This is a genomic window from Luteimonas sp. AC640a, from assembly GCF_979256585.1.
The window spans coordinates 1-23,347 of the sequence record NZ_CEEDOV010000011.1 but is presented as its reverse complement, the minus strand read 5'-3'; the positions used below and the strand labels follow the sequence as shown (position 1 = coordinate 23,347).

Sequence of the window (23,347 nt, the reverse complement as noted above, 5' to 3'; positions counted from 1 at the left end):
GCCCCGTCGCGTGCCTGGCCACCGCAAAGTAGCGCAGTCGTCGGAATGGTCGCTGCCCGCAACGCTGCAGGGAATTCCTGACCCGGTCGCCGTCGGAGCCAGCCGACCGGCTGCGACGGCGACCGCTATCAACATATAAAAATATATTTATATAATGGCGGCCGGACCTACATGCCCCGCTCCCCATGTCGCACGACCACGATCACACCCACGAACACGGCCACAGCCACGCGCCGTCGGTCTCCGCCGCCAACGAACGCGTGGTGCTGACCGGGTTTGCGCTGACCGCGGGCTTCATGCTGGTCGAGGTCGTCGGTGGCGTGCTGTCGGGCTCGCTGGCGCTGATCGCCGATGCCGGCCACATGCTGACCGACGCGGCCGCACTGCTGCTGGCCTGGGTGGGCTTCCGCATCGGGCGCCGCGCGTCGGATGCACGGCGCACCTTCGGCTACATGCGCTTCGAGGTGCTGGCCGGCCTGGTCAATGCGGTCACGCTGTTCGCGCTGGTGATCTGGATCGTGTGGGAGGCCATCCAGCGGATGCGCAGTCCGGGCGAGGTGCTGGCCGGGCCGATGCTCGCGGTCGCAGTGGTCGGCCTGCTGGTGAACTGTCTGGTGTTCTGGATCCTGCATCGCGGCGACCAGTCGCACGTCAACATCAAGGGCGCGACGGTGCACGTGCTCGGCGATCTGCTCGGCTCGGTCGCGGCGATCATCGCGGCGCTGGTGATCCACTTCACTGGATGGATGCCGATCGATCCGATCCTGTCAGTGCTGGTGTGCTTGCTGATCCTGCGCAGCGCTTGGGCGCTCCTGCGCAGCGCGTTCGACATTCTGATGGAAGCGGTACCGCCGGACATCGACATCGTTGTGCTGCAGAACCACGTGCGCGACACCGTGCCCGGCGTCGCCGACATCGACCACGTACATGTGTGGTCGATCACGTCGGGCAAGGTGCTGGCGACGCTGGAGCTCACGTTGACCGACGACGCGCAGCCGGCGCAGGTGGTGCCCGCGGTCAAGCGCGTGCTCGCCGAGCGGTTCGCGATCGGCCATGCCACTGTCGAAGTCGTGCACATGCCGCAGGCGCAATGCGCGCTGGAGCGGCAGCGGAGTGGCGATGCGCATAAGCACGCCCACGTGCATCACGACGATCACGATCACGATCACGATGACACCCACAATCACCCGCACGACATGCCGCACGCGCCCGGGCCTGCGCGATGACCGCTGTCGACGATGCGCGGCTGTCGATCCTCGCCGAGACCTTCAAGCTGCTCGGTGATCCCACACGTCTGCGCGTGTTGCTGACCTGTCTCGACGGCCCGGTTGCCGTCGGCGAGATCGCACGCCGCACGGGCGCCTCGCAGCCGTTGGTCAGCCATCACCTGCGACTGCTGCGCGGCGCGCGGCTGGTGCGTGGCGAACGTCAAGCGCGCCAGGTGCTGTACGAAGCTGACGACGCGCATGTGCAGGACATGCTGCGCGACATGCTCGACCACACCGGCGAGCACGCCTGACCTGACGTGTCGACGCGTTCACGCCGGCGCGAGCCGCGCTGTCGACACTGGCCTGCATCACTTGCTGCCGAGCGCTGCCCATGTCGATCCCGTCCCGAATCGCCGTCGCCCTGCTGCTGGTCGCCGGCTGCACCCATGTGCCGTCGGCCAGCGCAGCCGATGACGCCTCCGCAGGCTTCACCCGCTGCATGGACGCGGGCGGCGGCGTGACCGCGCGCATGCTCGACTGCATCGGCAACGAAACCAAACTGCAGGACGCCCGCCTCAATGCCGAATACCGGCGCACGCTGGCCGCGGTGTCGTCCGGTCAGCAGACACGCCTGCGCGCGGCGCAACGGTTGTGGATCCAGTATCGCGATGCCAATTGCCGGTTCCGCGCCGATCCCGACGGCGGCACGCTGGCGTCGGTCGCCGCGGCGGATTGCGTGCGCATGATGACCACCGAGCGCGCGAGCGAGCTGGCGCGGTTGCAGCCACAGAGGTAAGAGGTGTGCTGATGGGTTTCGCTGCGCTCTACCCTTCCCACGAAGCGCACGTGACCTGACCGCAGGACAGGTAGAGCGACAGCGAAACCCATCACATTGATCAGTCTGTCTGCTCTGCGACCAGCCACGGCGCAAGCAGTGCCTGCGCCGCCTCGAGCGATCCGACGATGCGATGCCCGAGCGCGCGCACGGCATCGTCCGGCGCGAGCAGATCCGGCACCTGCACCGCGGTCATGCCCGCAGCGAGCGCGGCGCGCACGCCGGTCGGTGAATCCTCCAGCACCAGGCACTGCGACGGCGCCACACCCAGACATTCGGCCGCGAGCAGGTAGACATCCGGCGCGGGCTTGGGCTGCGCGACGTCGCTGCTCGTGCAGACCACATCGAAATACTTGAGCAGTCCCGCCGCTTCGAGCTTGCGCTGCGCCAGCGGTGATCGCGTCGAGGTCGCGACCGCGCGCGGCATGTCGTGCGCGCGCAGCAGTTCCAGCAACGCGACGATGCCCGGGCGATGCGGCACCCCGCTCTCGGCAACCGCGACATAGCGCGCATGCCCGTCCGCGAGCAACGCATCGGCCGCCACGTCGCCAATATGCGCACCGAGGCGCGTGCGGCAGACGGCTTCGGTGTGGCCGATCAGGCACAGCCACCAGTCCGGTTCGATATCCGCGCGATGGTCGATCGCGGCGGTACGCAACGCGTCGAGAATCGCGCGCTCGCTGTCGAGCATCAGCCCGTCCATGTCGAAGATCACCGCCGCCGGCCGGAACGGCAGCGGCGCGACCTCAGCCATGAGCAGCCATCAGCCTCTCGATGTCGTCGGCGTCGAGCGCACGCCATTCGCCCTCCGGCAGATCATCGAGCGCGAGTCCACCGACGCGGCCGCGATGCAGCGCGACGACGTGGTTGCCCACCGCGGCGAACATGCGCCGCACCTGGTGATAGCGGCCCTCGGTGATCGTCAGCCGCGCCCGCGTCGGCGACAGCACGTCGAGCACTGCCGGCTTCAATGGGGTGTTGTCGGCCTCCAGCAGCATCGCGCCGCTGGCGAACAACACCGCCTCGTTACCGCGCAACGGCTCGGCGAGCGTGGCCTCGTAGACCTTCGGCAGTGCGGCCTTCGGCGAGATGATCCGGTGCAGCAACTGGCCATCGTCGGTGAACAGCAGCAGGCCACTGGTCTCGCGGTCGAGTCGACCGACCGACGACAGCACCGGGGACCGCATCCGGAAACGCGGCGGCAACAGGTCGTAGACCAGCCGTCCGGTGTCCTTGGTCGAACAGGTGTAGCCGGGCGGCTTGTGCAGCAGCAGCGTCAGGCCGAGCGGCGGATCCAGCGGTTCGCCGTCCACGCGCACGTCGGCATGGCCGACCTGGTCGTCGGCATACAACACGTCGCCCGCCGCATCGGTGACCCGGCCTTCGCGGAACATCCACGCGACCTGCTTGCGGCTGCCGTAGCCCAGATTGGCGAGCAGTTTGACCAGCTTCATGCGCGCTGCCTCGCAGGCGTGGCGCGGGCGCGTACCGCGTGGATCACCTTGAACGCGCCGCTGGACGCGACCTCGTTGACCTCGCTGAAACGCGCATCGAGCACCTCCTCGTACGGCAGATGCCGGTTCGCAACCAGCCACAAGGCGCCGCCCGGCTTCAACGCGACCGCAGCGGCGCCGATGAACGCGCGTCCGATGTCGGGTCGGCCTTCGCGGCCGTGCGCATGGAACGGCGGATTGCTGACGATGAAGTCATAGCCCTGCGGCACGCCGGTGGTGACGTCGTGCCAGTGATAGGCCAGCGTCGCGCCCGCGCCGAATGCGGAGAGATTCTGGCGCGCCAGTGTCAGCGCGCGGCCTTCGGCTTCGAAGACGTCCAGCGCGGTGATGCCCTGGCAACGCTGCAGCAGTTCGGCGGACAGATAGCCGTAACCGGCGCCCAGATCGGCGCCGCGCCCGGCCAGCGTGCTCGGCAGGTGCGAGGCCAGGAGCGCGGATGCAGGATCGATGCGATCCCAGGCGAACACGCCCGGGCGGCTCTGGAAACGGCCGCCGAGCACGGCGCGTGGACGGTCCAGTGTGGCCCAGGCCTCGACCAGCGCGCTGTCGACGGTGTCGCCGGCCTGCGCCCAGAACACGCGGCATTTGTGCTTCGACAGTGCACCGATGTTGCCGGCGAGGCGGGCGAGATCGCCCTGCGCGGACTTCGCGCCTTCGTCGTTGGACACGCTGGCCAGCACCCAGCCGCCCGGCGTCACCGCCTGCAGCGCGCGCGCCAGCACCGCGCGCGATTCGTCGCGCTGGCGCGGCGGCAGCACCAACACCAGCGGTTTGCGCGGCAATGCGACATCACCGTCGTCGCCGGGCAACACCTCGAGGCCGGCGCGCTGCAGGGCCACATGCAGCGGCTTGAGGCTCTGTTCGCAGACCAGACCCGGCCAACGGCCACCCGTCGTTGGCACGCCCGGACGCGCGCGCAGGAACAGCGCGCCCTCGTCGGGCCAGGCGATCTGGCGGTGTTCGAGCGGCAGGAACAGGGCGTCGAGGGCGGGATCGGACATGAAGAGGCGGATGCGGGACGGGCGTCGATTCTACCGGTCGTGCCACCGCGCCCGTGGAACAGCCGATCGCGACCGCCCGCGCCACGCCATCCGAACGCGAGGTTGATCCGCCGCGAACATCCCTGCCCGCACGATGACCTCACTGCGTTCCGTACACCCGAGGAGACCACGATGCCCATTCATGCCCTGTTCGTCGGCGGCACCATCGACAACAGCGAACTCGACCTCGACGGCGCCGAGCCGCCGGCCCGCTATCCACCGGATTCCGGTAGCGGCCAGTCGCGCTACCACCTGCATGCAGTGGGCCGTCGCGACGACGAGATCGTCTACGCGGTCTATGGCGGACCGGACATCGCCTACGAACAAGTGCAGCGTGTCAGTGAGGAGCGTGATTACGCGCGGCGGTTCGAGGCGACCGAGACCATCGTCGGCTGACCGTCAGCCGGAAGCGGGCGAGCGCGCTGCTGACGTTAGAGCGTGTCGCCACGGTAGCGCCGAGATCGCCACGCATGCCGCGCCGGCCAGCCCCCACCGCAGTGCGCCGTCGCCGAGTGTCGAGGCGATGGTCACCGCCCACGTGCTGCTATAGACGAACGCACAGACCGTTGCGCCGATCGCCATCGCCGCGATGAGTACGCATATCAGGATCTGTTCGCCACGATAGCTGTCGGATTCGGCGTTGCGCGCCTGCATTGCGACGCGGGCGACGCCCGCTGCGAATACGGCAGGGGGCGACGACGACGGCAGCGTGCGCAGCGCCTGCGCGAGCAGCGCATCACCCGCGTCCGGGGGCGCGCCGGCCAGCCTGCGTTCCTGCGCCTGCCAGCGCGCGTCATTCGATTCGTAACCCGGTACACGGTTCATGCGGCGACGACTCCCAGTCGGGGTTCCAGCAAGTCTCTCAACAGCTTGCGGCTGCGGAACAGGTGGCTCTTGATCGTGCCATCGGCGAGCCCGGTGATGGTGCCGATCTCACCGATCGACAGCTCGTCGAGGTGATAGAGCGTCAGCAAGGTGCGCTGCAGTGGCGGCAGTCGATCGATCGCGGCGTGCAGATGCGTGGACAGTTCGTGATCGGACGCGGCCTGTTCGAGATCGAAGCCGTCGGCGACGCGCGCTGCCAGCGACAGGCCGTCGGCATCGTCGGGCACATCGGCCAGTGGAATGCGCCGGCGTTCGAGATGCCGCTTCGCCACCGAATACGCGACCTGCGCGATCCATGACTTGAGCGCGCTCTCGCCGCGGTACTGGTGCAAGGCCTGGTGCACGCGCAGGAACGCTTCCTGGCACAGCTCGCGGGTGTCTTCCGGATGGCGGACCATGCGCTCGATCACGTGCCAGCACAGCCCCTGATGCGCGCGCACCAGCTGCTCGAACGCGCCCGGCACGCCGGCCAGCACGGCGGCGACCAGGGCATGGTCGTCGCGTCTCGCATCATCGGAGGTCGGTGCGTCAGGCGGCATTGCAGACAGGGATACGCCGGGCGGGCTGGCGGTTGCAAGACGCGCCGCGGCCCGGACCGGCGACGTCGGTTGCAACCGCCCGCGCGTTCGCCGCATCCCAGTCTTCGAACCCCGCATCTCCATCCAACGGAACCCGCCCCATGGACTTCGCCATCCTGATCCCGGTCACCCTGTTCGTCTGCGTCTATCTCTCCATCAAGGCGGTTGTCGATGCGCGCACGCGGCGGCAGATGGTCGCCGCCAACGGCTCGGAGGACATGCTGCGGTCGATCCTCGAAGGCGAAGAAACCCGGCGCCGGCAGGCCTCGCTGCGCTGGGGCACGATCCTCGTCGCGCTGGCGCTGGGATTCGCCGGCATCGAAGCCTTCGGCTGGACCGAAGCGAGCCCGGGCGTGTTCGCTCTGCTGCTCGGTGCGACCGGCATCGGCAATCTCGTCGCCTTCGCCCTGGCGCGCCGCGTCCGCTGATCCCGATTCACGCCCGGCCTCATGGCCGGGCACTGCGAACGGATATCCCGCACGCGTGATCCGCGGCCTGCGGCACGCTTCCCCGTCCTAACCGCCCCATCCCGTCGATCCATCGGCGCGTCAGGCGGCAATCGAGCCTCCCCATGACCCTGTCTGCTTCCGGTGCGCGCACCGGACTCTTCCGTCGCGCCTGCGATACCGCGCTCATGCTGTGTGTATTCCTCGGCACGAGCGCCAAACATGCCGCTGTGCCGCGTCACGACGCCTGCGACTTCGCGGCATCGCCGCACACCGACGCACTGGTCGACGTGCCCTTCGACATCGTCGACGGACGCATCTACGTCGACGCGCAGGTCGACGGCGCGGGACCATTCCGGTTCGCGGTGGACACCGGCGCCAGCGGCATCGCACGCGCGGATACGCGGATGGTCGACGCGCTTGGCCTGCCGCGCGAAGGACGCGCGGACAACTCGGACGGCGTCAGCACCGCGCAGGCCGACACCGTGCGACTGCGCAGCCTCGCGCTTGGCGCGCTGCGCCACGAGGCGGTCATCGCGACCACGCGCGACTACAACGCGCGTCAATCCGCGGATGCAGCCTTCGACGGCATCTTCGCGCGCGGGTTCTTCGCCGACGGCCTGCTGACGATCGATTACGCGCAGCGGCGGCTGATCTTCAGCCGGACCCGTCGGCTGTTGCCCGAAGACCCCGGCGCGCTTGCGTACGACCGACCGTTCCGGATTCCGGTCGCGATCGGCGATGCACAGGTCGAAGCGCAACTCGACACTGGCGCCAGCGTGACACTCGTGCTGCCACAGGCGATCCACGACGCAATGCCCGATGCGGCGGCGGTGACGCAGGACCGCCTGACGCTCAGCAAAGGTGAGATCGACGGCGGTCGCACGCGGCTGCAAGGTCCGCTGCGGATCGGCGCGCTGTCGCTCTCCGACTTCGATGCGCGCGTGTCGGCACGCTTTCCCGAAGCGCTGGTCGGCGCGCATGCGCTGCAAGATAGTGTCGTGCTGATCGACCAACGCAGCCAGCGGGTCGCGGTGTGCGGGCCGCTAACGCAGGCAGCGCGCTGACTGTCAGGCACTCGGCCCACAGGCATACGCCAGCATCGCCAGATGTCGCGGCGCCGACAGGCCCAGTAGCGCGAGCACCGCGTCATCGTCGAAGGAGGCGATCGCCGATCCGGCCCAGCCGGCTTCGGCAGCCTGATAACCGAGCGCGCCCAGATGCACGCCCGCCTCGATCAGCAGGAAGCGGCCGCCGCGTTCGCCGTACTTCGCCAGCGTGCCGGCGCCTTCCGCCACCAGCAATACGACGACGGCCGGCGCGTCCGGCCAGTCCACGCCCAGCGTCTTCGCGAGCGTGGGCCAGTCGGGACACGGTGCGACCGGCGTGAGCGCGTGGCGCACCGGGTCGTACCAGGCGAGGCTGTTCTGCAAAGCCGGCGGCCCGTCGATGCGGCACAGCGCAACATAGGCCTGCACCGGATATTTGCCGCCGCCGGACGGCAACAGTCGCGTCTGAGCATCGGCATCGGTCAGCCCGGCCCCTTCGCGCGTGCGCAGCGGCGCGAGCAGATGTGCGACGGCGTCGAGCATCCAGCGCTCCGGACCGAAGGCGCGGGCACTACGACGTTGCAGCCACGCGGTGTTGCGCTCGGCGCAGGGCGCCGGCAAGGCGACGCCCGCTGCAGCGTGCAAGGGTCGCGGCGGCTGGTACGGGCGCGCGGCGTCGTGCGCGATCCGTTCGTGCATCACCTGTGCACGCGACGGATTGAGCGCGCCGTTGTCCCAGAACAGATGGAACAACGGCGCTGCGTCGAACACGGAATCGGCATCGGAAGACGACATCAGAACTCCGGTCAGCCGAGGGGATGCGGCAGTGGATTGGGCCAGGCGCCGTGCGACACCGCGCCGGGATAGCGCCAGGCGACATCGGCGCAGCGACCACCCAGAAACGGCGCCCGTTCGTCGGCATGCAGGCCGGTCAGCTGCGGCGACAGCACGCGCATGACGCGCAGGCCGGCGTCCGCGACCTCGCGCGTGGTCAGCTCGCGATAGAACAGCGCCACGCCTGCGTCGCCGAGCGATGCATTCAACGTCTGCAGTTGCGCGGCCGCGTCGCTCGCTTGCGTGTTGCGCGCATGCACATCTGTTGCATCGATCCGCAGCCCGCTCGGCGCCGCATACGCGTGCAGCGAGGTCTGCGTCCACAGCTCCGGACGCAACGTGTAGAACGCGGCGTGTTCGTCGAAGCGTCGAAGTTCTGCCGGTGTGCGCGGCAAGGTCTCACCGTGCTGACCGACCAGGTACGCCGCGAACGTCAGTGCCTGCACCCATTCCAGTAGCGCCTTGTGCAGCGCTTCGCCACGATGGGCGCGGCAGGCGATGCCCAGCACGTACCGCGGCCGGCCCTCGAACGGCAGACTGCCCGCGACCGCAATCACCGGATGCGGATTCCAGTGCTGGGTGAGTTCGAACGCCCGCAGCATGCCGCCACGCGCGGCCACGAAGGTCTGCCATTCCGCGGGCAGTTCCACGGTGCGCCCGCCGAGCCCGTTCGACCATGTCACCGCGAGCGCGTCGCGTTCCAGCAGTTCCTGCGCCGCGCGCAACACGGCCAGCCACGGACCGCCGTGTGTGTCGCGCCATGCGGCCAGTCCGCTCGATGTCGACGGCATGCGCGCCTCACCCTGGCGCGGACCGAGGCCGACCAGTTCCTGCGGCACCCAGACCGCGCGGTTGTCGCTGAGCGCATGCACTTCGGCGAGCAGATCGTCATCGGTCTGCGGCATCCTCCACGGGAATTCCGGCGTGGCGCGCTGCGCATCGGAGAACAGCGCGAACGCCGCATCGTCAAGCCGCGCTCCGGCAGGAATCTCACGGCGAGGCCGCACCTCGAACGTGGCCTGCGCCGCGGCGATGCGCTCCAGCGCTTCGGCGATCGCACCGCTGGCCGCGCCACGTGCGTCGAGCGCGACGGCGCCGGATGCCGTCTGCCACGGATTGGCCGGATCGGCGGGCGTCGCCGCGTTGTGCACGCGCAGGCCATCGAACAACGGGCCGATGTCGTCGCAGGGTTCCGCCTGCAGCGCATGCGCCGGCAGGACCACGCCGCAGCGCGCACCGGCCACGCTGTGTAGCAGATGATCGGACAGCGTCTGCACTCAGCGGGTCCGCGTCGACCGGTAGCCGGCCGCCGTCATCCGATGGCGGCCAGCCACATCCACATTTCGATGGCTGCACCGATCGCGGCACAGACCAGCACCGCGACCGCGATCAACGCGCCACGTGCCGGACTGCGTCCGGTGCGCTCGTAGGCCCAGCAGTACAGGGCGATGAAGACCGCGAGACCGACGATCGGGGACAGCAGGAAGACGGTGGTCATCGCCCCCGACATCAAGCCCGTGAGACTCGCGATCACCATCGAGAACAGTCCCACCAGCATCAGTTTGCGACGTGACGGTGGCGGTCGTACCACCGCGTCGATCGGCGGCGCCGTAGTCGCCGATGCCTCTGGCGTCTCGCGGATCACCGCAGCGGCAGCGTGACCGGGCAGTTCGGGATCGACCCGCGGCGTGTTGGCGACGAACAGTTGCGCGGTGACGAAGGAGCCCACGCCCAGCGTGACGATGCAGGAGCTGCAGGTCGTCGTCGTGGAGCCGCCACCGGCGGCCGACAGGCCATCGTGACGCGCGGTGGGATCGAACTGGGACGGCAGACGGTACATCGCGCACTCCATATCGGACCGCATCCAGCGGATGGGGTGTGCAGATACTAGCGGGGCGATGCGGCCCCGGCACCGGGGGATGCATCGACCCACGGCAACATCAGCGGCGATGGTGCGCGCATGCCCGGGCGACACGCCGGGCACCACGGCAACCGCACGACGCGCTCGCGCGTACTGGCGAGCGTGGACAGGTCGAGACTCACCGCGTGTTCGAGGAACGGCAGCAGATGCGTCGCGTCACGCAGCAACGGTGCGATCAGGGCTGCGACCCGCGCCGCGTCGCTGGCGACCGACGGGCGTTGCGGCGTCGGCGGATCACCCCAGCGACGGATCACACGGTTGCCGAGGCAGTACACGCAGGCGGTGTCGCCGGGCACGACGTAGGGACCGACGCCGAGCGTGCGCTGGTAGGCGACGTCGACGAAGAGATGCGGCACCGCCGGCATCGCATCGCGGTACGTCGCGAGTGCATCCGACCACGACGCATCCGTACGCACGACCAGCTGCACCGATGCAGCGTCTGCATCGACACGCGTCGCCCCGCCTGCATCCGACATCGCATCGAACGCGGATTCCAGCGCAGGCATCGGCGTGCCGAGCCACGCGAACGCGATGCGCGCAGGCGATGCGAGCGCGGTCGGCGGCAGCAGCACGCCGAGCCGCACGAGCTGACGCACCGCGGCGCCGCAGGCGGCATCGTCGACCAGTCGCGCGAGCGCATCGTCATGCCACGCCGCGACGATGCGGTCGATGGCGTCCACGCCCTGCGCTTCGTCGACGACGTACAGCGCATCCGCGCCACCGGAGACCAGCAGCAGCGTGGCGTCGTCCTGTGACTGCGCGAACAGCGTCCACGCCGGGTTGTTGATCCAGCCGTGCCACCTGGCGATGTCGTCCTGCACCTTGGCTCCGGCCGTGTCGTGTCGAGGCCGCGAGGATAGCGGCTGGCGCGCACGACGATCTGCTAGCGTGACGCCGTGCCCCCAACGCCCAACGCCGCCAACGACTTCCATCCCTGGCGTGAAGCCCTGATGTGGGCCTGCGGTCTCGGCGCGTATTTCGTGGTCGGCTATTCGCTGACCAACCAGTGGGCGGCCGCGCAGCCCGCGCCGCATTCGCTGCATGGCGCTTGGGATGCGCGCGTGCCGTTCCTCGGCTGGACGATCTGGCCCTACCTCAGTCTCAACCTGCTCTACCCCTGCGCGTTCTTCGCGTTCGAGCACGTGCGCGCACTACGCATGCACGCGGCGCGGATCGCGCTGGTGCAGACGGTCTGCTTCCTCGTCTTCTGGCTCTGGCCGACGGCTGCAGTGCGCGACGCGCCCGACGCATCCGGCGTCACCGGCGCACTGTTCGAGCAGCTGCGTGCATTCGAGCAGCCGGTGAACATGGCGCCGTCGCTGCACGCGGCTGTACTCGTGCTGGTGTGGCGCGCGGGCAGCGTTGCGCTGCACCCGCACCTTGCAGCGCGAATGCTCTGGCATGCCTGGTGCGCCCTGATCCTGCTGTCGACGCTGACGACCTGGCAGCACGACATCGCCGATATCGTCGCCGGCACGCTGCTCGGCGCGCTGGCGCTGTGGATCGTGCCGATGCGCGCGCCGCACTGATCGCGCGGCGCGACTTCGATCAGTCCTGCAGTGCGCGCAACGTCACCGACGGCGGCGCGTCCAGCACCTTGCGGGTGGCCCACAGACCGGCGAGCAGCGTCATCAGCACGCCGATGCCGCCGCCGGTTGCGGCCAGCGCCCAGTTCGGTGTCCAGGGCAGATCGAACACCTGCACTGCGATCACGCCGGCCAGTACCGAGGCCGCGATCGACGCGACCAGTCCGGCTAGCAAGCCGATCGCCGCGAACTCCGACGCCTGCGCCAGTCGCAGCTGCGCCCGCTTGCCGCCGAGCACGCGCATCACGCCGCCTTCGAGCAGGCGCTCGTCCTGGCTGGCGCTCACCGCCGCCAGCAGCACCAGCACGCCGGCCGCCAGCGAGAACCAGAACACCACCTGCACCACCGTCGACACCTGGTCCGCGGTACTGCGTACCTGGGTGAGCACCGCGTCGATGTCGACCACCGACAGGTTCGGGAACTGCTGCACCAGATCGGCGGTGAAGCGCGGCTTGTCGGTCGGTACGCGGACCGCGGTGATGTGGCTGGCGGGATACGCATCCAGCGCGCCGGGTGAGGCGACGACGAAGAAGTTCGGCCGGAAGCTCTCCCATTCGATGCTGCGGAAACTCGTGATCGGTGCTTCGAACCGCTGGCCGGCGATGTCGAAGACGATGCGATCGCCGAGCTGCCAGCCGAGATCCTTGGCAAAGCCTTCCTCGACCGAGATCTCCGGCGTGGCCGGCGCGGTCTCGCCCCAGAACGTGCCGGCGGTGACCCGGTTGTCGTCGCGCAGATCACTCTGCATCGAGAGATTGAACTCGCGCTCGGCGCGACGCTGCGCCTGACGGTCCTGCGCCTCGTCGCCGCTGCGGCCGGCGTAGTCCTCGCCGCGCACCGGTTCACCGTTCCGCTCGACCAGACGCGCGCGGATCATCGGGAACAGCACCGGTGCATCGACGCCCTGATCGGCGATGAAAGCGCGCACGGGATCGAGCTGGTCGGGCTGCACGTTGATGATGAAGCGGTTCGGCGCGTCCTGGCCGATGGCCAGCTGCCAGCGGTCGAGCAGGTCGGTGCGCACGAAGGTCAGCAGCAGCAGCGCCATCAGGCCGAGGCCGAGCGCGGTGACCTGGGCGACACTGGTGCCCGCGCGCCGGCTCACATTGGCCAGGCCGTAGCGCAGGCTGCCACGCAGCCGCGTGCGCAACGCGCGCACCAGCAGGATCAGGCCCCAGGCCAGCAGTGCGAGTACGGCGAACGTCGCCGCGATGCCCGCGAGCATCGCGCCACCGAGCGTCGCCGAGCCGGCCTTCCACCACAGCAGTGCGGCAAGACCGATGAACCCGGCGCCACCGACCAGCCACGCACTCGGCTCGAAACCTCCGAGATCACGCCGCAGCACGCGCAACGCCGGCACGCGACGGAGTGCGAGCACCGGTGGCGCGCCGAAGGCCATCAGCACGACGAGGCCGACGCCGTAACCCTGCAAAGCCGGCATCAGCCCGGCGGACGGAATCGACAGGCCCAGCAGCGACTCCAGCCAGCGGCCGATGCCCCACTGCAGACCGAAGGCGATGACCACGCCCAGCGTGCAGGCGATCACGCCGAGCAACAGCAGTTCGCCGACATGGATGCCGACCAGCGTGCGTTGCTGCGCGCCCATGCAACGCATGACCGCGACGGAGGTCAGATGTCGCGCCGAATGCTGGCGCGCGGCCATCGCGACGGCGACCGCAGCGAGGATCACCGAGACCAGCGCAGCAAGGCCGAGGAAGCGGCCGGCGCGATCGAGCGAGGAGCGCACTTCCGGGCGCGCATCGCCGATGGTTTCCACGCGCTGGCCACGGCCGATGTTCGCGCGCGCGGCGTTGGCGAAGCTGTCGACGGCATTCGCGTCACCGGCGATCACCAGGCGATAGCGGATGCGACTGCCCGGCTGGATCAACCCCGTCGCCTCGAGATCGGACAGGTGCAGGAACACCTTCGGCGCGACGTTGAAATAGTCGATCGACGCATCCGGTTCCTGCAGCACCAGCGCAGCCAGGCGGAAGCTGCGGTCGCCGAGAAACACGGTGTCGCCGACCGACGCGCCCAGCGTGTCGGCACCGGCGCGGCTCATCCATGCGGTGCCGGGCTCGGGCACGGCCTCGGCATCGCGCTCGACGCCATCGGCGCCGGCGATGCGGAAACTGCCGCGCAGCGGAAAGCCGTCGCCGAGCGCGCGCACGTCGCCCAGCTGCAGATTCGCGGTGTCGCCTGCGCCAACGCGGATCATGCTGTCGAGTTCGATCGTGTCGACAGCTTCGAGACCCGCTGCCTTGGACGCATCGCGGATCGCGCCTTCGATCGGCGCGTCGCCGCGCACGACCGCATCGCCGCCGAGCAGTCGGTTGGCTTCGATCGCCAGCGCGCGCTCGGCGCGATCGGTAACGAAGCCGACCGCAGTCACCGCGACAACCGCGAGCACCAGCGCGGCGAACAGGATGCGGATGTCGCCGGCCTTGAAATCGCGGCGCAGCTGGCGCCACGCGAGCGCGGCGGTCCTCATGCGGTCATCGCCTCGTCGGCGACCAGGCGCCCGCTGTCGATGCGCAGACGGCGCTGGCAGCGCTGCGCCAGATGATCGTCATGGGTGACCAGCACCAGCGTCGTGCCGGCGTCGGCATTGAGCGCGAACAGCAGTTCGATGATCGACTGGCCGGTCGCGGTATCGAGGTTGCCGGTGGGCTCGTCGGCGAACAGCAGCGCCGGCCGGGTCACGAACGCACGTGCCAGTGCCACGCGCTGCTGCTCGCCGCCGGAGAGCTGGCGCGGGTAATGGCCGAGGCGCTCGCCCAGGCCCACGCGCGCGAGCACGTCGCGCGCCGGCCCTTCCACCTCGCGGTCGCCGCGCAGCTCGAGCGGCAGCATCACGTTCTCCAGCGCGGTCAGCGACGGCAGCAGCTGGAAGCTCTGGAACACGAAGCCGACCTTCTCGCCGCGCACCTTCGCGCGGCCGTCCTCGTCGAGCGTGGAGATCGACGCACCATCGAGCACGACAGTGCCAGTACTCGGCGTATCGAGACCGGCGAGCAGCGACAGCAGCGTGCTCTTGCCCGACCCCGATGCGCCGACGATCGCCACCGTGTCGCCGTGGCCGATGCGGAACGCGACGTCTTGCAGGATGGTCAGTTCGCCCGACGGCAGTGCGACCCGCTTGCCCAGCGCCGTGACGTCGAGTGCATGACCGGCGCGTGCGGTTTCATCTTGCGTGGGGGTGCCGTCGTGCATAGATATCCTTCGATGTTTCGAACCAGCGCCGCGCACGTCGCCAAGCAGCGGCGTCGCCGGACCGACCGGAGATGTGGGAATGATTGAGAGAACTGCGGCCGCGCGCCGCCGGATGCAAGCGCGGTGGATGCGCTGGATGTTGGCGTGCCTGCTGGCCCTGCCCGTTCTAGCACAGGCGCAGTCGGCGTCGCCTGCTGCGTCACCCGGTGGCGCGGCGAAGACCATTTTGGTCATGGGTGATTCACTCTCCGCGGGCTACGGCATGTCCGCCGGCGAAGGCTGGGTCTCGCTGCTGCAGCAGCGTCTGCAGCGCGACGCGCCCGGCTGGCGCGTGGTCAATGCGAGCATCTCCGGCGAGACCAGTGCGGGTGGCGCATCGCGAATTTCCGAGGCGGTCGTCCGCGAGCAGCCCGACATCGTGATCATCGCGCTCGGCGCCAACGATGGACTGCGCGGTCTGCCGCTGGCTGATGCGCGTCGCAATCTCGCGCGGATGATCGGCGCGTCCCAGTACGTCGGCGCGCAGGTCCTGCTGGTCGGCATGCGCATGCCGCCGAATCTGGGCGCCGACTACACGCGCGGCTTCGAGGACAACTACCGCCTGCTGGCGAAGACCTTCGACACCGCGCTGCTGCCGTTCCTGCTCGAGCCGATCGCCGACGACCGCGCGAACTTCCAGGACGACAACCTGCACCCCACCGCCGCCGTGCAGGTGCAGTTGCTCGACCATATGTGGCCCGCGCTGCGGCCGCTGCTGGACTGACGCACTCCATGATGCGACGTACGCATCCGGACGCCGCTGCGTATTCGGGAAGGTGAGCGCCGCGTGATGCATCCAGTTGGCGCCCGCGTTGCGTAGATGACTTGAACCTGCCGCACACGTGGCAGGTCCCGTCACCCAACCAGGGAATACCGCCATGAAGCGCAATCTGCTCGCAGCCATGCTGCTCACCTCGATCGCCCTCACCGCCTGCCAGAAGGAAGCGGCTGCCGATTCCACGGCCGCGATGCCGTCGCAGGCCGAAACACCCGCTACCGCCCCCGTCGCTGATCCGGCGATGTCTGCCGAAGCCGACGCGACCGCGCAGTCCGAGAACCCGATGGTGGGCGGCGCGCCGATGTATGCCAACAAGGACATCATCGACAACGCGGTGAATTCCAAGGATCACACCACGCTGGTCGCCGCGGTCCAGGCCGCCGGTCTCGTCGACACGCTGAAGGGCGCTGGCCCGTTCACCGTGTTCGCGCCGACCAACGCCGCGTTCGAGAAGCTGCCGGCGGGTACCGTCGACGGCTTGCTGAAGCCGGAAATGAAGGACGACCTGACCAAGGTGCTGACCTATCACGTGGTGCCGGGCAACATCGACGCAGCCGCGCTCACCCAGCAGATCCAGGCCGGCGGTGGCAGCGCGATGCTCAAGACCGTGGAAGGCGAAGAGCTGACTGCCAAGACCGACGGCGGCAAGGTCACGCTGACTGATGCGAAGGGCAATGTGGCGACGGTCACCACCGCCGACGTCCGCCAGAGCAACGGCGTGATCCACGTCATCGACACCGTGCTGATGCCGTAACGCATCCGTCGGCATCGCCGCTGCGCGGTGCCGGCACCACGTGTCACCCACGCGGATTCCTCGTCTGGTCTGCGTGTCTCCAGGAGGAGGCGGCCATCCGGTCGCCTCCTTTTTTCATGCCTGCGGTTCCAGCGCGCGCAGTCGACGGGTGTGGGTCGGGGGACATCAATGCCGATCGCACCACACAGCGTGGCCCGCACGGTCAACGAGGCGCTGGTGCCTCGGCGGCATCGCGCAGCAGCGGATACGGATTGATCGGTGTTCCCGACCACCATTGCCGCTCCGGTGTCAGCTGGAAAATCGCGAAGTGCAAGTGCGGCGCGGCGGGATCGGCATTGCCGGTGCTGCCGACGCTGCCCAGCACATCGCCGCGCTTCACGGTCGCGCCTTCGGCCAGACCGGGGGCATACGCCTGCAAGTGTGCGTAGTAATACGAGAACTGCCCGGTGGGCTCGAACTGGTAGATCGTCAGTCCACCGCGATCGCTGGTGAACAGTTTTTCGATCGTGCCGTCTGCGATCGCAAGGACCGGCGTGCCGGCCGGCGCCATGATGTCGAGCGCCTCGTGCTGCCGTTCGCTGCCGCGCGCATCACCGAACGTGTCGTGGATGTCGGCGATGGCGATGCCCTGCACCGGCAGCAGCAGCCCGTCGGGCGATGCGGAATCCACGACCGGTGCAGCGGGTGGCACCGTCGGCGGCGGGATCGTCGGGGTCGCGACCTGGGCATCGATTTCCGCTGCGGGGGCAGACGGAGATGTGCTTCCGGACTTCACAGTCCCGGTGGCTGTCTGGGCGGGCGCCGCGCGCGCCGCGTCATCTGCTTCGCTCGCGCCTCGCTCGAGCAGCGGACCGCCCTGCCATAGGAACCAGGCGATATTCACCAGGAGCAGCACCGCAACCAGTGCGATCCAGATGCCCGATCGTTTCATCGCTTACTCCTCGAGCAGCGCGACCGTGCCCGGCTTGACCACGTCGGCGACGCGGCGCGCGCTCCAGTTGGTCATGCGGATGCAGCCGTGCGACTGGGTCTTGCCGATGTTTTGCGGCTCGGGCGTGCCGTGGATGCCGTAATGCGGCTTTGACAGATCGATCCACACCGTGCCGACCGGATTGTTCGGGCCGGCCGGCAGCGCGGCCTTCGCGTGCGAGGGGTTGGCATCCCAGAACAGGTCCGGGTTGTAGTGGAACGTGGGGTCGGTGGCGACGCCTTCGATCTTCCACTCGCCGGTCGGCAGTGGATCGTGTTCGGTGCCGGTCGAGGCCGGAAACTGCGCATAGACCTTGCCGCCCGCATCGACCAGACGCACGACCGAATCCGACTTGCTCACGACCACGCGCGCGGGTTCGGCGAGCGGCGCGGTCTCGGCGACGTTCGGGACGACGATGCGCGCACCGGCCTCGAATTCGCTGCCGGGATTGAGCCGGCGCAGCAACGCGGGCGATGCATGGAAGCGCTCGCCGAGTGCTTCGACCACAGTCTCGAAGCCGAGAGCGTCCTGCTTCGATTGCGCCATCATGTCGTCGGGCACCGCGACGAACGGACCGGCGACATCTTCGGCCGTCAGCGTGTGCGCGAGCAGTGCAGGTGCATCACCACTGGTGAGCGCCTCCCAGGTGGGCGCATCGAGTTCGCCACTGGCCTCGATACCGCGGAAGCGCTGGAACGCGGCGATCGCACGCGTGGTGTTGGTACCGCCGCGCGCGTCGATCTCGCCGGGCGAGAAATGCACGCGGTCGAGCAGCACCTGGGTGCGCAGCATCGCCGCATCACCGGCGTCCATGCCGGCCGCATTGACCGACTCGGCCGTCAGCGCGGTGGCAGCCTCAGCAGGCTGCGCGGTGGCATCGCGCGCAGGCGCATCCTGTGCGAACGCGGGCGCGGCGACCAGCAGCATGGCGAAGGCGCAGACAGGCGCGCGGGCAGTGCGGATCCAGTGGGCAGGCATGGGGTCGTTCCTTGGGCTCGTGACATCGCATGCTCCCGGCACACGCGCGCCATCCGCGTGAAGCCCCGCTGCCAGTGTTCAGCGTACCGGGCAGCGCAACAGCTTCGAGTCGCGCCGCCACGCCGGATCGTTGGCATAGGCGAACAGCAGCTGGCCGTCCTTGAGATCGTCGATCACCGCCTGCGCCACTTCATCGCGCACGGCGGGACAACCCCAGCTGCGCCCGAGCCTGCCCTGGCGCCGCGCCTGCGCGGGATCGACGTAATCGGCGCCGTGCATGACGATCAACCGCTCGCGCGCACGCCCGTTGATGCCGGGCTCCAGTCCATCCATGCGCAGCGAATACCCGTTCTGTCCGGTGTAGGTCTCGGCCGTCGAAAACAGGCCGAGGCTCGACTGGTAGCTGCCTTCGACATCGGAGAACACCTTGGGCACATTGTCGCCACTGCCGCGTCCGTGCGCGACATGCTCGGCATGCAGCAGGCGACCGCTCTGCACATCGAAGATCCACATGCGGACGTCGGTCGAGGGACGCGAATAGTCGATGACCGCGAGCCGGCGTCCAACCTTGTGACCACGTGCCGCGCATGCGCGTGCATCGAGTGCGAGCGACAGGACGTTGCGATCAAGCGCCGGCGCAGCAGCGGCCAGGGTGTCGAGCGGGGCATCGGCGGCCTGCAGCAGCGACGACGACGCCAGCAGCGACAGGATCAGCGATGCCCGAAGGATAGTGGTGCGCATGCGAAGCAGTTTATCGCTGGCAGATTGAACGCCAAGCGCCTCAACGGCACGACCAACGGCCTGCCGTGGCGCGTAGCGCGGCCTGTCGCTTGACACCCGTCCAAGTGTATTGTTGTATTGATACACATGGACGCATGCCTGCTCTCGATCCAGCCCAACGCCGCCGAGCCGCTGTACCGGCAGATCACCGGTCAGATCCGGCGGCTGGTCGCGGGCGGTGTGCTGCAGCCCGGCGAATCCCTGCCCTCGGTGCGCGATGTGGCCGGATTGCACGCCATCAACCCGATGACCGTGTCCAAGGCCTACAGCCAGCTCGAAGCGGAGGGCGTGCTGCTGCGGCTGCGCGGCAAGGGGATGGTCGTCGCCGATCTCGCGGCCCCACCCGATCTCGCTGGGCGCTGGGCGCTGATCGATCCTGCACTCGACGCGCTCGCACGCCAGGCGCGCGAACTCGAACTGCCGGCCGACGCCTTGCTCGACCGCCTCAAGACCCGACTCTCGGAGGATCCGCAATGAATGCGATGCTCGAACGCTCCCTGCCCGCCCTCGATGCCGCAGCGCCGCTCGCCGTCGACGGCCTGATCAAGCAGTACGACCACCGCAGTGTGTTGCGCGGCGTCTCGCTGGTAATCGAACCCGGCGCCGTGCTCGGCCTGATCGGTCGCAACGGCGCCGGCAAGAGCACGCTCATCCGCGCGATGCTCGGCCTGATCGAACCCGACGCCGGCAGCGCCACCGTCTGGGGCGTGCCGGCCCTGCGCCTGACCGATGCGATCAAGCAGCGGCTCGGCTACGTGCCGCAGCAGCCCGAGGCGATGGCGTGGCTGCAGGTTGGCGAGATGCTGGATTTCATCGGCAGGTTCTATCCGCGCTGGGACGCCGCCTATGTCGACGCCACCCTGGAACGCTGGCAACTGCCGCGCAACCGCATGCTCGCGAAGCTCTCTCCCGGCGAGCGACAACGCGTCGCGATCCTGCGCGCGCTCGCGCCGCGTCCAGAACTGCTGGTGCTCGACGAACCCGCATCGGCGCTCGATCCCGTCGGCCGCCGCGAACTGCTGCGCGAGATCGCGTCGCGCGCCGGCGAGTCCGGCACGACGGTGCTCTTCTCGACCCACATCGTGTCCGACCTCGAGCGCGTCGCCTCGCATGTCGCGTTCCTGCACGAGGGCCAGCTGCTGTTGCACAGCGAGCTCGACAGCCTCAAGGAACGCAATCTGCGCCTGCACGTGCCCGCGGCCGTTGCAGTGCAACTGCGCCAGGACGTGCCCGGCGAGGTCTCGCGACGGCCGCATCCCTACGGCGGCCTGTCGATCACGGTGTTGCGCGGTGAAGACGCGCCCTGGCCCGACCTGCTGCAGGTGCCCGGCGTCCGCGCCGAAGCGCTGCCGCTGGAGGATCTCTTCATCGAGGTGTCGGCATGAACGCCGCCGTGATGCCGAAGCCAGGGTCCACCGGCCTGGGCCCGGGGATCGCCGCGCTCCGTGCTTGCTCCACGCTGCGTCACCGGATCTGGATGCTCACGGTGTACGTCGTGCTGCTGGCGTCGGCCGGCCTGCTGGGCGTGCTCATCCCGTCCGACGACGCAGCCTCACGCGCTAACGGGTTGGCGTTCTTCGTCCTGATTGCCAATTTCTCGATCTGGGGCGGCTGGCTCTCACGCCTGCTGCTGATGCAGTCGCAGGCCGCCGGTCTGCGCACGCCCGGAATCACGGTTGCAGTGCTGTCTGCACTGGCAGGCGCCGCCGTTGTGACCCTGTTGCTGCCTGCCTCGCTCCTGCTCGCGCTGGGTGTCCCCCTTGCAACCGCGTTGGGTGCGGCGGCGCTGGGTATGCTCGGCGGCCTGTTGTTCGCGGTGCTGTCCTGGCCTGCCGCAGTGGCCCTGCTGACCCTGCCGGGGCTGTCGCGGGTGCTCGCGAGTGTGCTGCCGCCGATGGCCACCCCGCATCTGCTGGCGATCGCCGTCCTCGGCGTCCTGGTGCTGGCCGCGTGCGTCCGCTCGATCATGCGAACGCCCGACCCGGCGGACATTCCTGCCTGGCGTCGTCCGGTGATGTTGCAGGCGCCCGGCGGCATGGTGGCGTGGACCGACTCGAAGATCGCCGCAAGCCCCGATGCGCCGCAGGTGCACACGGGATGGCTGGTCGCGTTGCCTCGACCGGAGCACGCCGGACCACACACGCCGGGCGCGGCGATCGACACGCTGCTGGCCGGCCCGATGGGATACATCGCGCGGCGCGCGGTGCTGAAGCAGTGGGCTCTGCTGACGCTCTGCGTCATCGCAGTGCTGGTGATTCCGTTCCGCGGCGACACGCCGATGGTGCGCGACGCGCTGCTGATCGGCGCGCTGTTCGGCCTGTTCGCGGGTAGCTGGACGTTGGCCCTCCGGCTGGAACGGCAACGTCGTCGCGTCTCAGGTGAACTGGCCGAGTTGGCTTTGTTGCCGGGACTGGGCACGCCGGCCGAAGCCGCCACGCGACTGCTGCGCAGCGTCATGGTCCGGCTCGGGCAGTTGATGCTGTTCGCGCTTGCAGGCGTGTTGCTTCTGGCCTGGATCCGCGGCATCACCTGGCCGCATGTCGTGCTCCTGCTGGGTGTACTGGCCGGCACTGGTGCCAGCGGCGTGCTGCTGTGCGCGATCGCGCTCACCCGGATGGATGTCGCGAGCATGCGTACATTCTTCATCCTGCTGCCGCTGCTGATCGCTGGAATCGCTTCGGCGATGGTCGCCGTGATCCCGCTTCCGGTGGAATCGTCCCCTGCTGTCTGGGCAGCGCTCTGGATCACGCTGACGGCGGCCTATCTGATGGCTGCACGCGTTTCGCTGCGACGCTTCCGCGCAAGCGCGCATGCGTTCCTGCTGGACTGAATCGGCCGAATACCTTGATTGCCGGTTAAGCCCACCCGGCGCATGATCGAATTCCAGCCATCCATCCTGCGCGCACCGCCCGCAGTCGGGAGTACCCGCGATGCATCGCCGATCCCTGCCCCTGTTGCTCGCCGCCGCGCTGAGCGCCCTCGCGATGCCGGCGCTCGCCGGCAACGACGTCACCGATCCCGAACTGCCGCGCAGCCTGACCGGCGACAGCCCGGTCGCGGTGGCGTGGACCGATCCCGAAGCGTTCTCCGATATCCGGCTCAGCGGCAATCGCTGGGAAGCGCGTCGGGGTGACTGGGTCGAGCAGATCGCGCGCTACGTACGCCAGCGCGCGGAGCGCGAGCTGCCGGCTGGCAGCACGCTCGACGTGACCATCCGCGACATCCGTCGCGCCGGTATGTACGAGCCTTGGAACGGCCCGCGTTACGACCACGTACGGATCATCAAAGACCACTACCCGCCGCGGATCGATCTCGATTTCGTGCTCCGCGACGCCGGCGGCACCGTGATCGCCGAAGGCCCGCGCGAACTGCGCGACATGGGGTTCCTCAGCCGCGCCAGCAGCATGAACAGCGATGCGCTGCGCTACGAGAAGCAGCTGATCGACGACTGGCTGCGACGCGACCTGCGGCCTGCGATCGCGCAGCGCTGAGGTCTGTGGACTCGAAGAAGCCGCGCGATTGCGCGGCTTTTTTGTTGCGTATTCGGAGCGGTTTCGGGTCGATAAGGACGCACTTCACGCAGGCTCCGGGCGCCTCAAGACCGGATTGCCGTCGTCGCGATCTCCGCGCGTACATGCATGCCAGCCTCGGTTCGCGCGTCTTTTTCACCTGCTCTGGATTCGGCGCCGGCACGCACTCCGGTTTCGTTCTGCTTCGTTCGGCTGCTGCTTCTGGCCGGCTTGGGCTCTGGTTCTGCTCTGACTTTGGCTTTGGCTTTGGCTTTGGCCCTGGCCCTGGCTCTGGCTCTGGCTCTGGCTCTGGCTCTGGCTTTCAGCCTTTGACTTGAATCGAGCCGTAAAGAGAGCCGAGCACCGGAGCCTGGCGTGGCCGAAGAGCAGCCCATGTCTGAGCGCAGCGAGTTTGGGCTGCGTGCCGCGT

The 23,347-nt window shown here is 68.8% G+C and carries 27 protein-coding genes; 13 read left to right on the top strand and 14 right to left on the bottom strand.

Translation table 11 applies throughout. The features are described from left to right. Positions 1-185 precede the first annotated feature (185 nt). The 3 genes from ACZ9YD_RS12485 (at position 186) to ACZ9YD_RS12475 (ending at position 2,004) form a co-directional block, all read left to right on the top strand. Positions 186-1,226 carry a cation diffusion facilitator family transporter gene (locus tag ACZ9YD_RS12485; protein WP_465075569.1) on the top strand — a complete coding sequence of 347 codons (1,041 nt, stop codon included), beginning with the start codon at positions 186-188 and terminating at the stop codon, positions 1,224-1,226. Next, positions 1,223-1,519: an ArsR/SmtB family transcription factor gene (locus ACZ9YD_RS12480; RefSeq protein ID WP_465075568.1), complete on the top strand. Its 297-nt coding sequence runs from the start codon at positions 1,223-1,225 to the stop codon at positions 1,517-1,519. Before ACZ9YD_RS12485 ends, ACZ9YD_RS12480 begins: the two co-directional genes overlap by 4 nt. Positions 1,520-1,599: 80 nt before the next feature. Further along, positions 1,600-2,004 (top strand): lysozyme inhibitor LprI family protein, encoded by a 405-nt coding sequence (locus ACZ9YD_RS12475; protein ID WP_465075567.1) that lies wholly within the window; start codon positions 1,600-1,602, stop codon positions 2,002-2,004. A gap of 100 nt (positions 2,005-2,104) precedes the next feature. Here the strand turns inward: ACZ9YD_RS12475 and ACZ9YD_RS12470 are convergent, their stop codons facing one another. Genes ACZ9YD_RS12470 through ACZ9YD_RS12460 form a run of 3 tightly spaced genes read right to left on the bottom strand, consistent with a single transcriptional unit; the run spans position 2,105 to position 4,558 of the window. Then, positions 2,105-2,797, bottom strand: a complete 693-nt coding sequence (locus ACZ9YD_RS12470) for an HAD family hydrolase (RefSeq protein ID WP_465075566.1) — start codon at positions 2,795-2,797, stop codon at positions 2,105-2,107. Continuing rightward, positions 2,790-3,497 carry a pseudouridine synthase gene (locus ACZ9YD_RS12465; RefSeq protein WP_465075565.1) on the bottom strand — a complete coding sequence of 236 codons (708 nt, stop codon included), beginning with the start codon at positions 3,495-3,497 and terminating at the stop codon, positions 2,790-2,792. The genes ACZ9YD_RS12470 and ACZ9YD_RS12465 overlap by 8 nt, the downstream gene beginning before the upstream one ends. Beyond that, complete coding sequence (locus ACZ9YD_RS12460) at positions 3,494-4,558, bottom strand: class I SAM-dependent methyltransferase (RefSeq protein ID WP_465075564.1); 1,065 nt, start codon at positions 4,556-4,558, stop codon at positions 3,494-3,496. Before ACZ9YD_RS12460 ends, ACZ9YD_RS12465 begins: the two co-directional genes overlap by 4 nt. A gap of 177 nt (positions 4,559-4,735) precedes the next feature. On the opposite strand from ACZ9YD_RS12460, the gene ACZ9YD_RS12455 reads away from it, so the two are divergent. Continuing rightward, complete coding sequence (locus ACZ9YD_RS12455) at positions 4,736-4,993, top strand: hypothetical protein (protein ID WP_465075596.1); 258 nt, start codon at positions 4,736-4,738, stop codon at positions 4,991-4,993. A 3-nt stretch (positions 4,994-4,996) separates the two neighbouring features. Here ACZ9YD_RS12455 and ACZ9YD_RS12450 read toward each other — a convergent pair whose 3' ends face one another. Both ACZ9YD_RS12450 and ACZ9YD_RS12445 read right to left on the bottom strand, forming a co-directional pair. Next, entirely contained in the window at positions 4,997-5,422 is a 426-nt protein-coding gene (locus ACZ9YD_RS12450; protein WP_465075563.1) for a hypothetical protein, read from the bottom strand. After that, entirely contained in the window at positions 5,419-6,021 is a 603-nt protein-coding gene (locus ACZ9YD_RS12445) for an RNA polymerase sigma factor (RefSeq protein WP_465075562.1), read from the bottom strand. The genes ACZ9YD_RS12450 and ACZ9YD_RS12445 overlap by 4 nt, the downstream gene beginning before the upstream one ends. A gap of 140 nt (positions 6,022-6,161) precedes the next feature. Between ACZ9YD_RS12445 and ACZ9YD_RS12440 the strand changes: the two genes are divergently transcribed. Together ACZ9YD_RS12440 and ACZ9YD_RS12435 are read left to right on the top strand one after the other, a co-directional pair. Next, positions 6,162-6,488, top strand: coding sequence for a hypothetical protein (locus ACZ9YD_RS12440; protein ID WP_465075561.1), 327 nt, complete (start codon positions 6,162-6,164; stop codon positions 6,486-6,488). 143 nt (positions 6,489-6,631) lie between these two features. Beyond that, positions 6,632-7,573 carry an aspartyl protease family protein gene (locus tag ACZ9YD_RS12435; protein ID WP_465075560.1) on the top strand — a complete coding sequence of 314 codons (942 nt, stop codon included), beginning with the start codon at positions 6,632-6,634 and terminating at the stop codon, positions 7,571-7,573. A 3-nt stretch (positions 7,574-7,576) separates the two neighbouring features. Here ACZ9YD_RS12435 and ACZ9YD_RS12430 read toward each other — a convergent pair whose 3' ends face one another. The 4 genes from ACZ9YD_RS12430 to ACZ9YD_RS12415 are packed head-to-tail and all read right to left on the bottom strand — an operon-like array spanning position 7,577 to position 11,131. Then, positions 7,577-8,350, bottom strand: coding sequence for a SagB/ThcOx family dehydrogenase (locus ACZ9YD_RS12430; RefSeq protein ID WP_465075559.1), 774 nt, complete (start codon positions 8,348-8,350; stop codon positions 7,577-7,579). 11 nt (positions 8,351-8,361) lie between these two features. Next, positions 8,362-9,666, bottom strand: a complete 1,305-nt coding sequence (locus ACZ9YD_RS12425) for a YcaO-like family protein (protein ID WP_465075557.1) — start codon at positions 9,664-9,666, stop codon at positions 8,362-8,364. Between the two features lie 35 nt (positions 9,667-9,701). Next, positions 9,702-10,229, bottom strand: coding sequence for a hypothetical protein (locus ACZ9YD_RS12420; RefSeq protein WP_465075555.1), 528 nt, complete (start codon positions 10,227-10,229; stop codon positions 9,702-9,704). 47 nt (positions 10,230-10,276) lie between these two features. After that, on the bottom strand, positions 10,277-11,131 hold the full coding sequence (locus ACZ9YD_RS12415) for a hypothetical protein (RefSeq protein WP_465075554.1): 855 nt from the start codon (positions 11,129-11,131) through the stop codon (positions 10,277-10,279). A 75-nt stretch (positions 11,132-11,206) separates the two neighbouring features. Between ACZ9YD_RS12415 and ACZ9YD_RS12410 the strand changes: the two genes are divergently transcribed. Further along, positions 11,207-11,839, top strand: a complete 633-nt coding sequence (locus ACZ9YD_RS12410; RefSeq protein ID WP_465075553.1) for a phosphatase PAP2 family protein — start codon at positions 11,207-11,209, stop codon at positions 11,837-11,839. A 19-nt stretch (positions 11,840-11,858) separates the two neighbouring features. Here the strand turns inward: ACZ9YD_RS12410 and ACZ9YD_RS12405 are convergent, their stop codons facing one another. Then, positions 11,859-14,387 (bottom strand): ABC transporter permease, encoded by a 2,529-nt coding sequence (locus ACZ9YD_RS12405; RefSeq protein WP_465075552.1) that lies wholly within the window; start codon positions 14,385-14,387, stop codon positions 11,859-11,861. Beyond that, positions 14,384-15,109, bottom strand: coding sequence for an ABC transporter ATP-binding protein (locus ACZ9YD_RS12400; RefSeq protein WP_465075551.1), 726 nt, complete (start codon positions 15,107-15,109; stop codon positions 14,384-14,386). The genes ACZ9YD_RS12405 and ACZ9YD_RS12400 overlap by 4 nt, the downstream gene beginning before the upstream one ends. 232 nt (positions 15,110-15,341) lie before the next feature. Here ACZ9YD_RS12400 and ACZ9YD_RS12395 point away from each other — a divergent pair, with 232 nt between their 5' ends. Further along, entirely contained in the window at positions 15,342-15,872 is a 531-nt protein-coding gene (locus tag ACZ9YD_RS12395; protein ID WP_465075550.1) for an arylesterase, read from the top strand. Positions 15,873-16,167: 295 nt separating this feature from the next. Continuing rightward, the gene (locus ACZ9YD_RS12390) at positions 16,168-16,680 is read left to right on the top strand and encodes a fasciclin domain-containing protein (RefSeq protein ID WP_465075595.1); all 513 of its coding nucleotides are present in this window, start codon (positions 16,168-16,170) and stop codon (positions 16,678-16,680) included. A gap of 202 nt (positions 16,681-16,882) precedes the next feature. On the opposite strand, the gene ACZ9YD_RS12385 is transcribed toward ACZ9YD_RS12390, so the two are convergent. From ACZ9YD_RS12385 to ACZ9YD_RS12375, 3 genes are all read right to left on the bottom strand, one after another. Beyond that, positions 16,883-17,611, bottom strand: a complete 729-nt coding sequence (locus tag ACZ9YD_RS12385; protein ID WP_465075549.1) for a M23 family metallopeptidase — start codon at positions 17,609-17,611, stop codon at positions 16,883-16,885. A gap of 3 nt (positions 17,612-17,614) precedes the next feature. Further along, entirely contained in the window at positions 17,615-18,577 is a 963-nt protein-coding gene (locus ACZ9YD_RS12380; protein WP_465075594.1) for a L,D-transpeptidase family protein, read from the bottom strand. A gap of 129 nt (positions 18,578-18,706) precedes the next feature. Next, entirely contained in the window at positions 18,707-19,369 is a 663-nt protein-coding gene (locus ACZ9YD_RS12375) for a murein L,D-transpeptidase catalytic domain family protein (protein ID WP_465075548.1), read from the bottom strand. Positions 19,370-19,495: 126 nt separating this feature from the next. Here ACZ9YD_RS12375 and ACZ9YD_RS12370 point away from each other — a divergent pair, with 126 nt between their 5' ends. The 4 genes from ACZ9YD_RS12370 (at position 19,496) to ACZ9YD_RS12355 (ending at position 22,899) form a co-directional block, all read left to right on the top strand. Continuing rightward, complete coding sequence (locus ACZ9YD_RS12370; protein ID WP_465075547.1) at positions 19,496-19,885, top strand: GntR family transcriptional regulator; 390 nt, start codon at positions 19,496-19,498, stop codon at positions 19,883-19,885. Further along, positions 19,882-20,793: an ABC transporter ATP-binding protein gene (locus ACZ9YD_RS12365; protein WP_465075546.1), complete on the top strand. Its 912-nt coding sequence runs from the start codon at positions 19,882-19,884 to the stop codon at positions 20,791-20,793. The genes ACZ9YD_RS12370 and ACZ9YD_RS12365 overlap by 4 nt, the downstream gene beginning before the upstream one ends. Next, complete coding sequence (locus ACZ9YD_RS12360; RefSeq protein ID WP_465075545.1) at positions 20,790-22,238, top strand: hypothetical protein; 1,449 nt, start codon at positions 20,790-20,792, stop codon at positions 22,236-22,238. Before ACZ9YD_RS12365 ends, ACZ9YD_RS12360 begins: the two co-directional genes overlap by 4 nt. 100 nt (positions 22,239-22,338) lie before the next feature. Further along, a complete protein-coding gene (locus ACZ9YD_RS12355; RefSeq protein ID WP_465075544.1) occupies positions 22,339-22,899 on the top strand; it encodes a DUF3016 domain-containing protein in 561 nt (186 codons plus the stop codon). The last annotated feature ends 448 nt before the right edge of the window (positions 22,900-23,347 follow it).

Coding starts and splice junctions, on each gene's coding strand:
- ACZ9YD_RS12485 (WP_465075569.1), top strand. CDS start 186: ATGTCGCACGACCACGATCACACCCACGAACACGGCCACAGCCACGCG.
- ACZ9YD_RS12480 (WP_465075568.1), top strand. CDS start 1,223: ATGACCGCTGTCGACGATGCGCGGCTGTCGATCCTCGCCGAGACCTTC.
- ACZ9YD_RS12475 (WP_465075567.1), top strand. CDS start 1,600: ATGTCGATCCCGTCCCGAATCGCCGTCGCCCTGCTGCTGGTCGCCGGC.
- ACZ9YD_RS12470 (WP_465075566.1), bottom strand. CDS start 2,797: ATGGCTGAGGTCGCGCCGCTGCCGTTCCGGCCGGCGGCGGTGATCTTC.
- ACZ9YD_RS12465 (WP_465075565.1), bottom strand. CDS start 3,497: ATGAAGCTGGTCAAACTGCTCGCCAATCTGGGCTACGGCAGCCGCAAG.
- ACZ9YD_RS12460 (WP_465075564.1), bottom strand. CDS start 4,558: ATGTCCGATCCCGCCCTCGACGCCCTGTTCCTGCCGCTCGAACACCGC.
- ACZ9YD_RS12450 (WP_465075563.1), bottom strand. CDS start 5,422: ATGAACCGTGTACCGGGTTACGAATCGAATGACGCGCGCTGGCAGGCG.
- ACZ9YD_RS12445 (WP_465075562.1), bottom strand. CDS start 6,021: ATGCCGCCTGACGCACCGACCTCCGATGATGCGAGACGCGACGACCAT.
- ACZ9YD_RS12440 (WP_465075561.1), top strand. CDS start 6,162: ATGGACTTCGCCATCCTGATCCCGGTCACCCTGTTCGTCTGCGTCTAT.
- ACZ9YD_RS12435 (WP_465075560.1), top strand. CDS start 6,632: ATGACCCTGTCTGCTTCCGGTGCGCGCACCGGACTCTTCCGTCGCGCC.
- ACZ9YD_RS12430 (WP_465075559.1), bottom strand. CDS start 8,350: ATGTCGTCTTCCGATGCCGATTCCGTGTTCGACGCAGCGCCGTTGTTC.
- ACZ9YD_RS12420 (WP_465075555.1), bottom strand. CDS start 10,229: ATGTACCGTCTGCCGTCCCAGTTCGATCCCACCGCGCGTCACGATGGC.
- ACZ9YD_RS12405 (WP_465075552.1), bottom strand. CDS start 14,387: ATGAGGACCGCCGCGCTCGCGTGGCGCCAGCTGCGCCGCGATTTCAAG.
- ACZ9YD_RS12400 (WP_465075551.1), bottom strand. CDS start 15,109: ATGCACGACGGCACCCCCACGCAAGATGAAACCGCACGCGCCGGTCAT.
- ACZ9YD_RS12395 (WP_465075550.1), top strand. CDS start 15,342: ATGGGTGATTCACTCTCCGCGGGCTACGGCATGTCCGCCGGCGAAGGC.
- ACZ9YD_RS12390 (WP_465075595.1), top strand. CDS start 16,168: ATGTCTGCCGAAGCCGACGCGACCGCGCAGTCCGAGAACCCGATGGTG.
- ACZ9YD_RS12385 (WP_465075549.1), bottom strand. CDS start 17,611: ATGAAACGATCGGGCATCTGGATCGCACTGGTTGCGGTGCTGCTCCTG.
- ACZ9YD_RS12380 (WP_465075594.1), bottom strand. CDS start 18,577: ATGCTGCTGGTCGCCGCGCCCGCGTTCGCACAGGATGCGCCTGCGCGC.
- ACZ9YD_RS12375 (WP_465075548.1), bottom strand. CDS start 19,369: ATGCGCACCACTATCCTTCGGGCATCGCTGATCCTGTCGCTGCTGGCG.
- ACZ9YD_RS12370 (WP_465075547.1), top strand. CDS start 19,496: ATGGACGCATGCCTGCTCTCGATCCAGCCCAACGCCGCCGAGCCGCTG.
- ACZ9YD_RS12365 (WP_465075546.1), top strand. CDS start 19,882: ATGAATGCGATGCTCGAACGCTCCCTGCCCGCCCTCGATGCCGCAGCG.
- ACZ9YD_RS12360 (WP_465075545.1), top strand. CDS start 20,790: ATGAACGCCGCCGTGATGCCGAAGCCAGGGTCCACCGGCCTGGGCCCG.
- ACZ9YD_RS12355 (WP_465075544.1), top strand. CDS start 22,339: ATGCATCGCCGATCCCTGCCCCTGTTGCTCGCCGCCGCGCTGAGCGCC.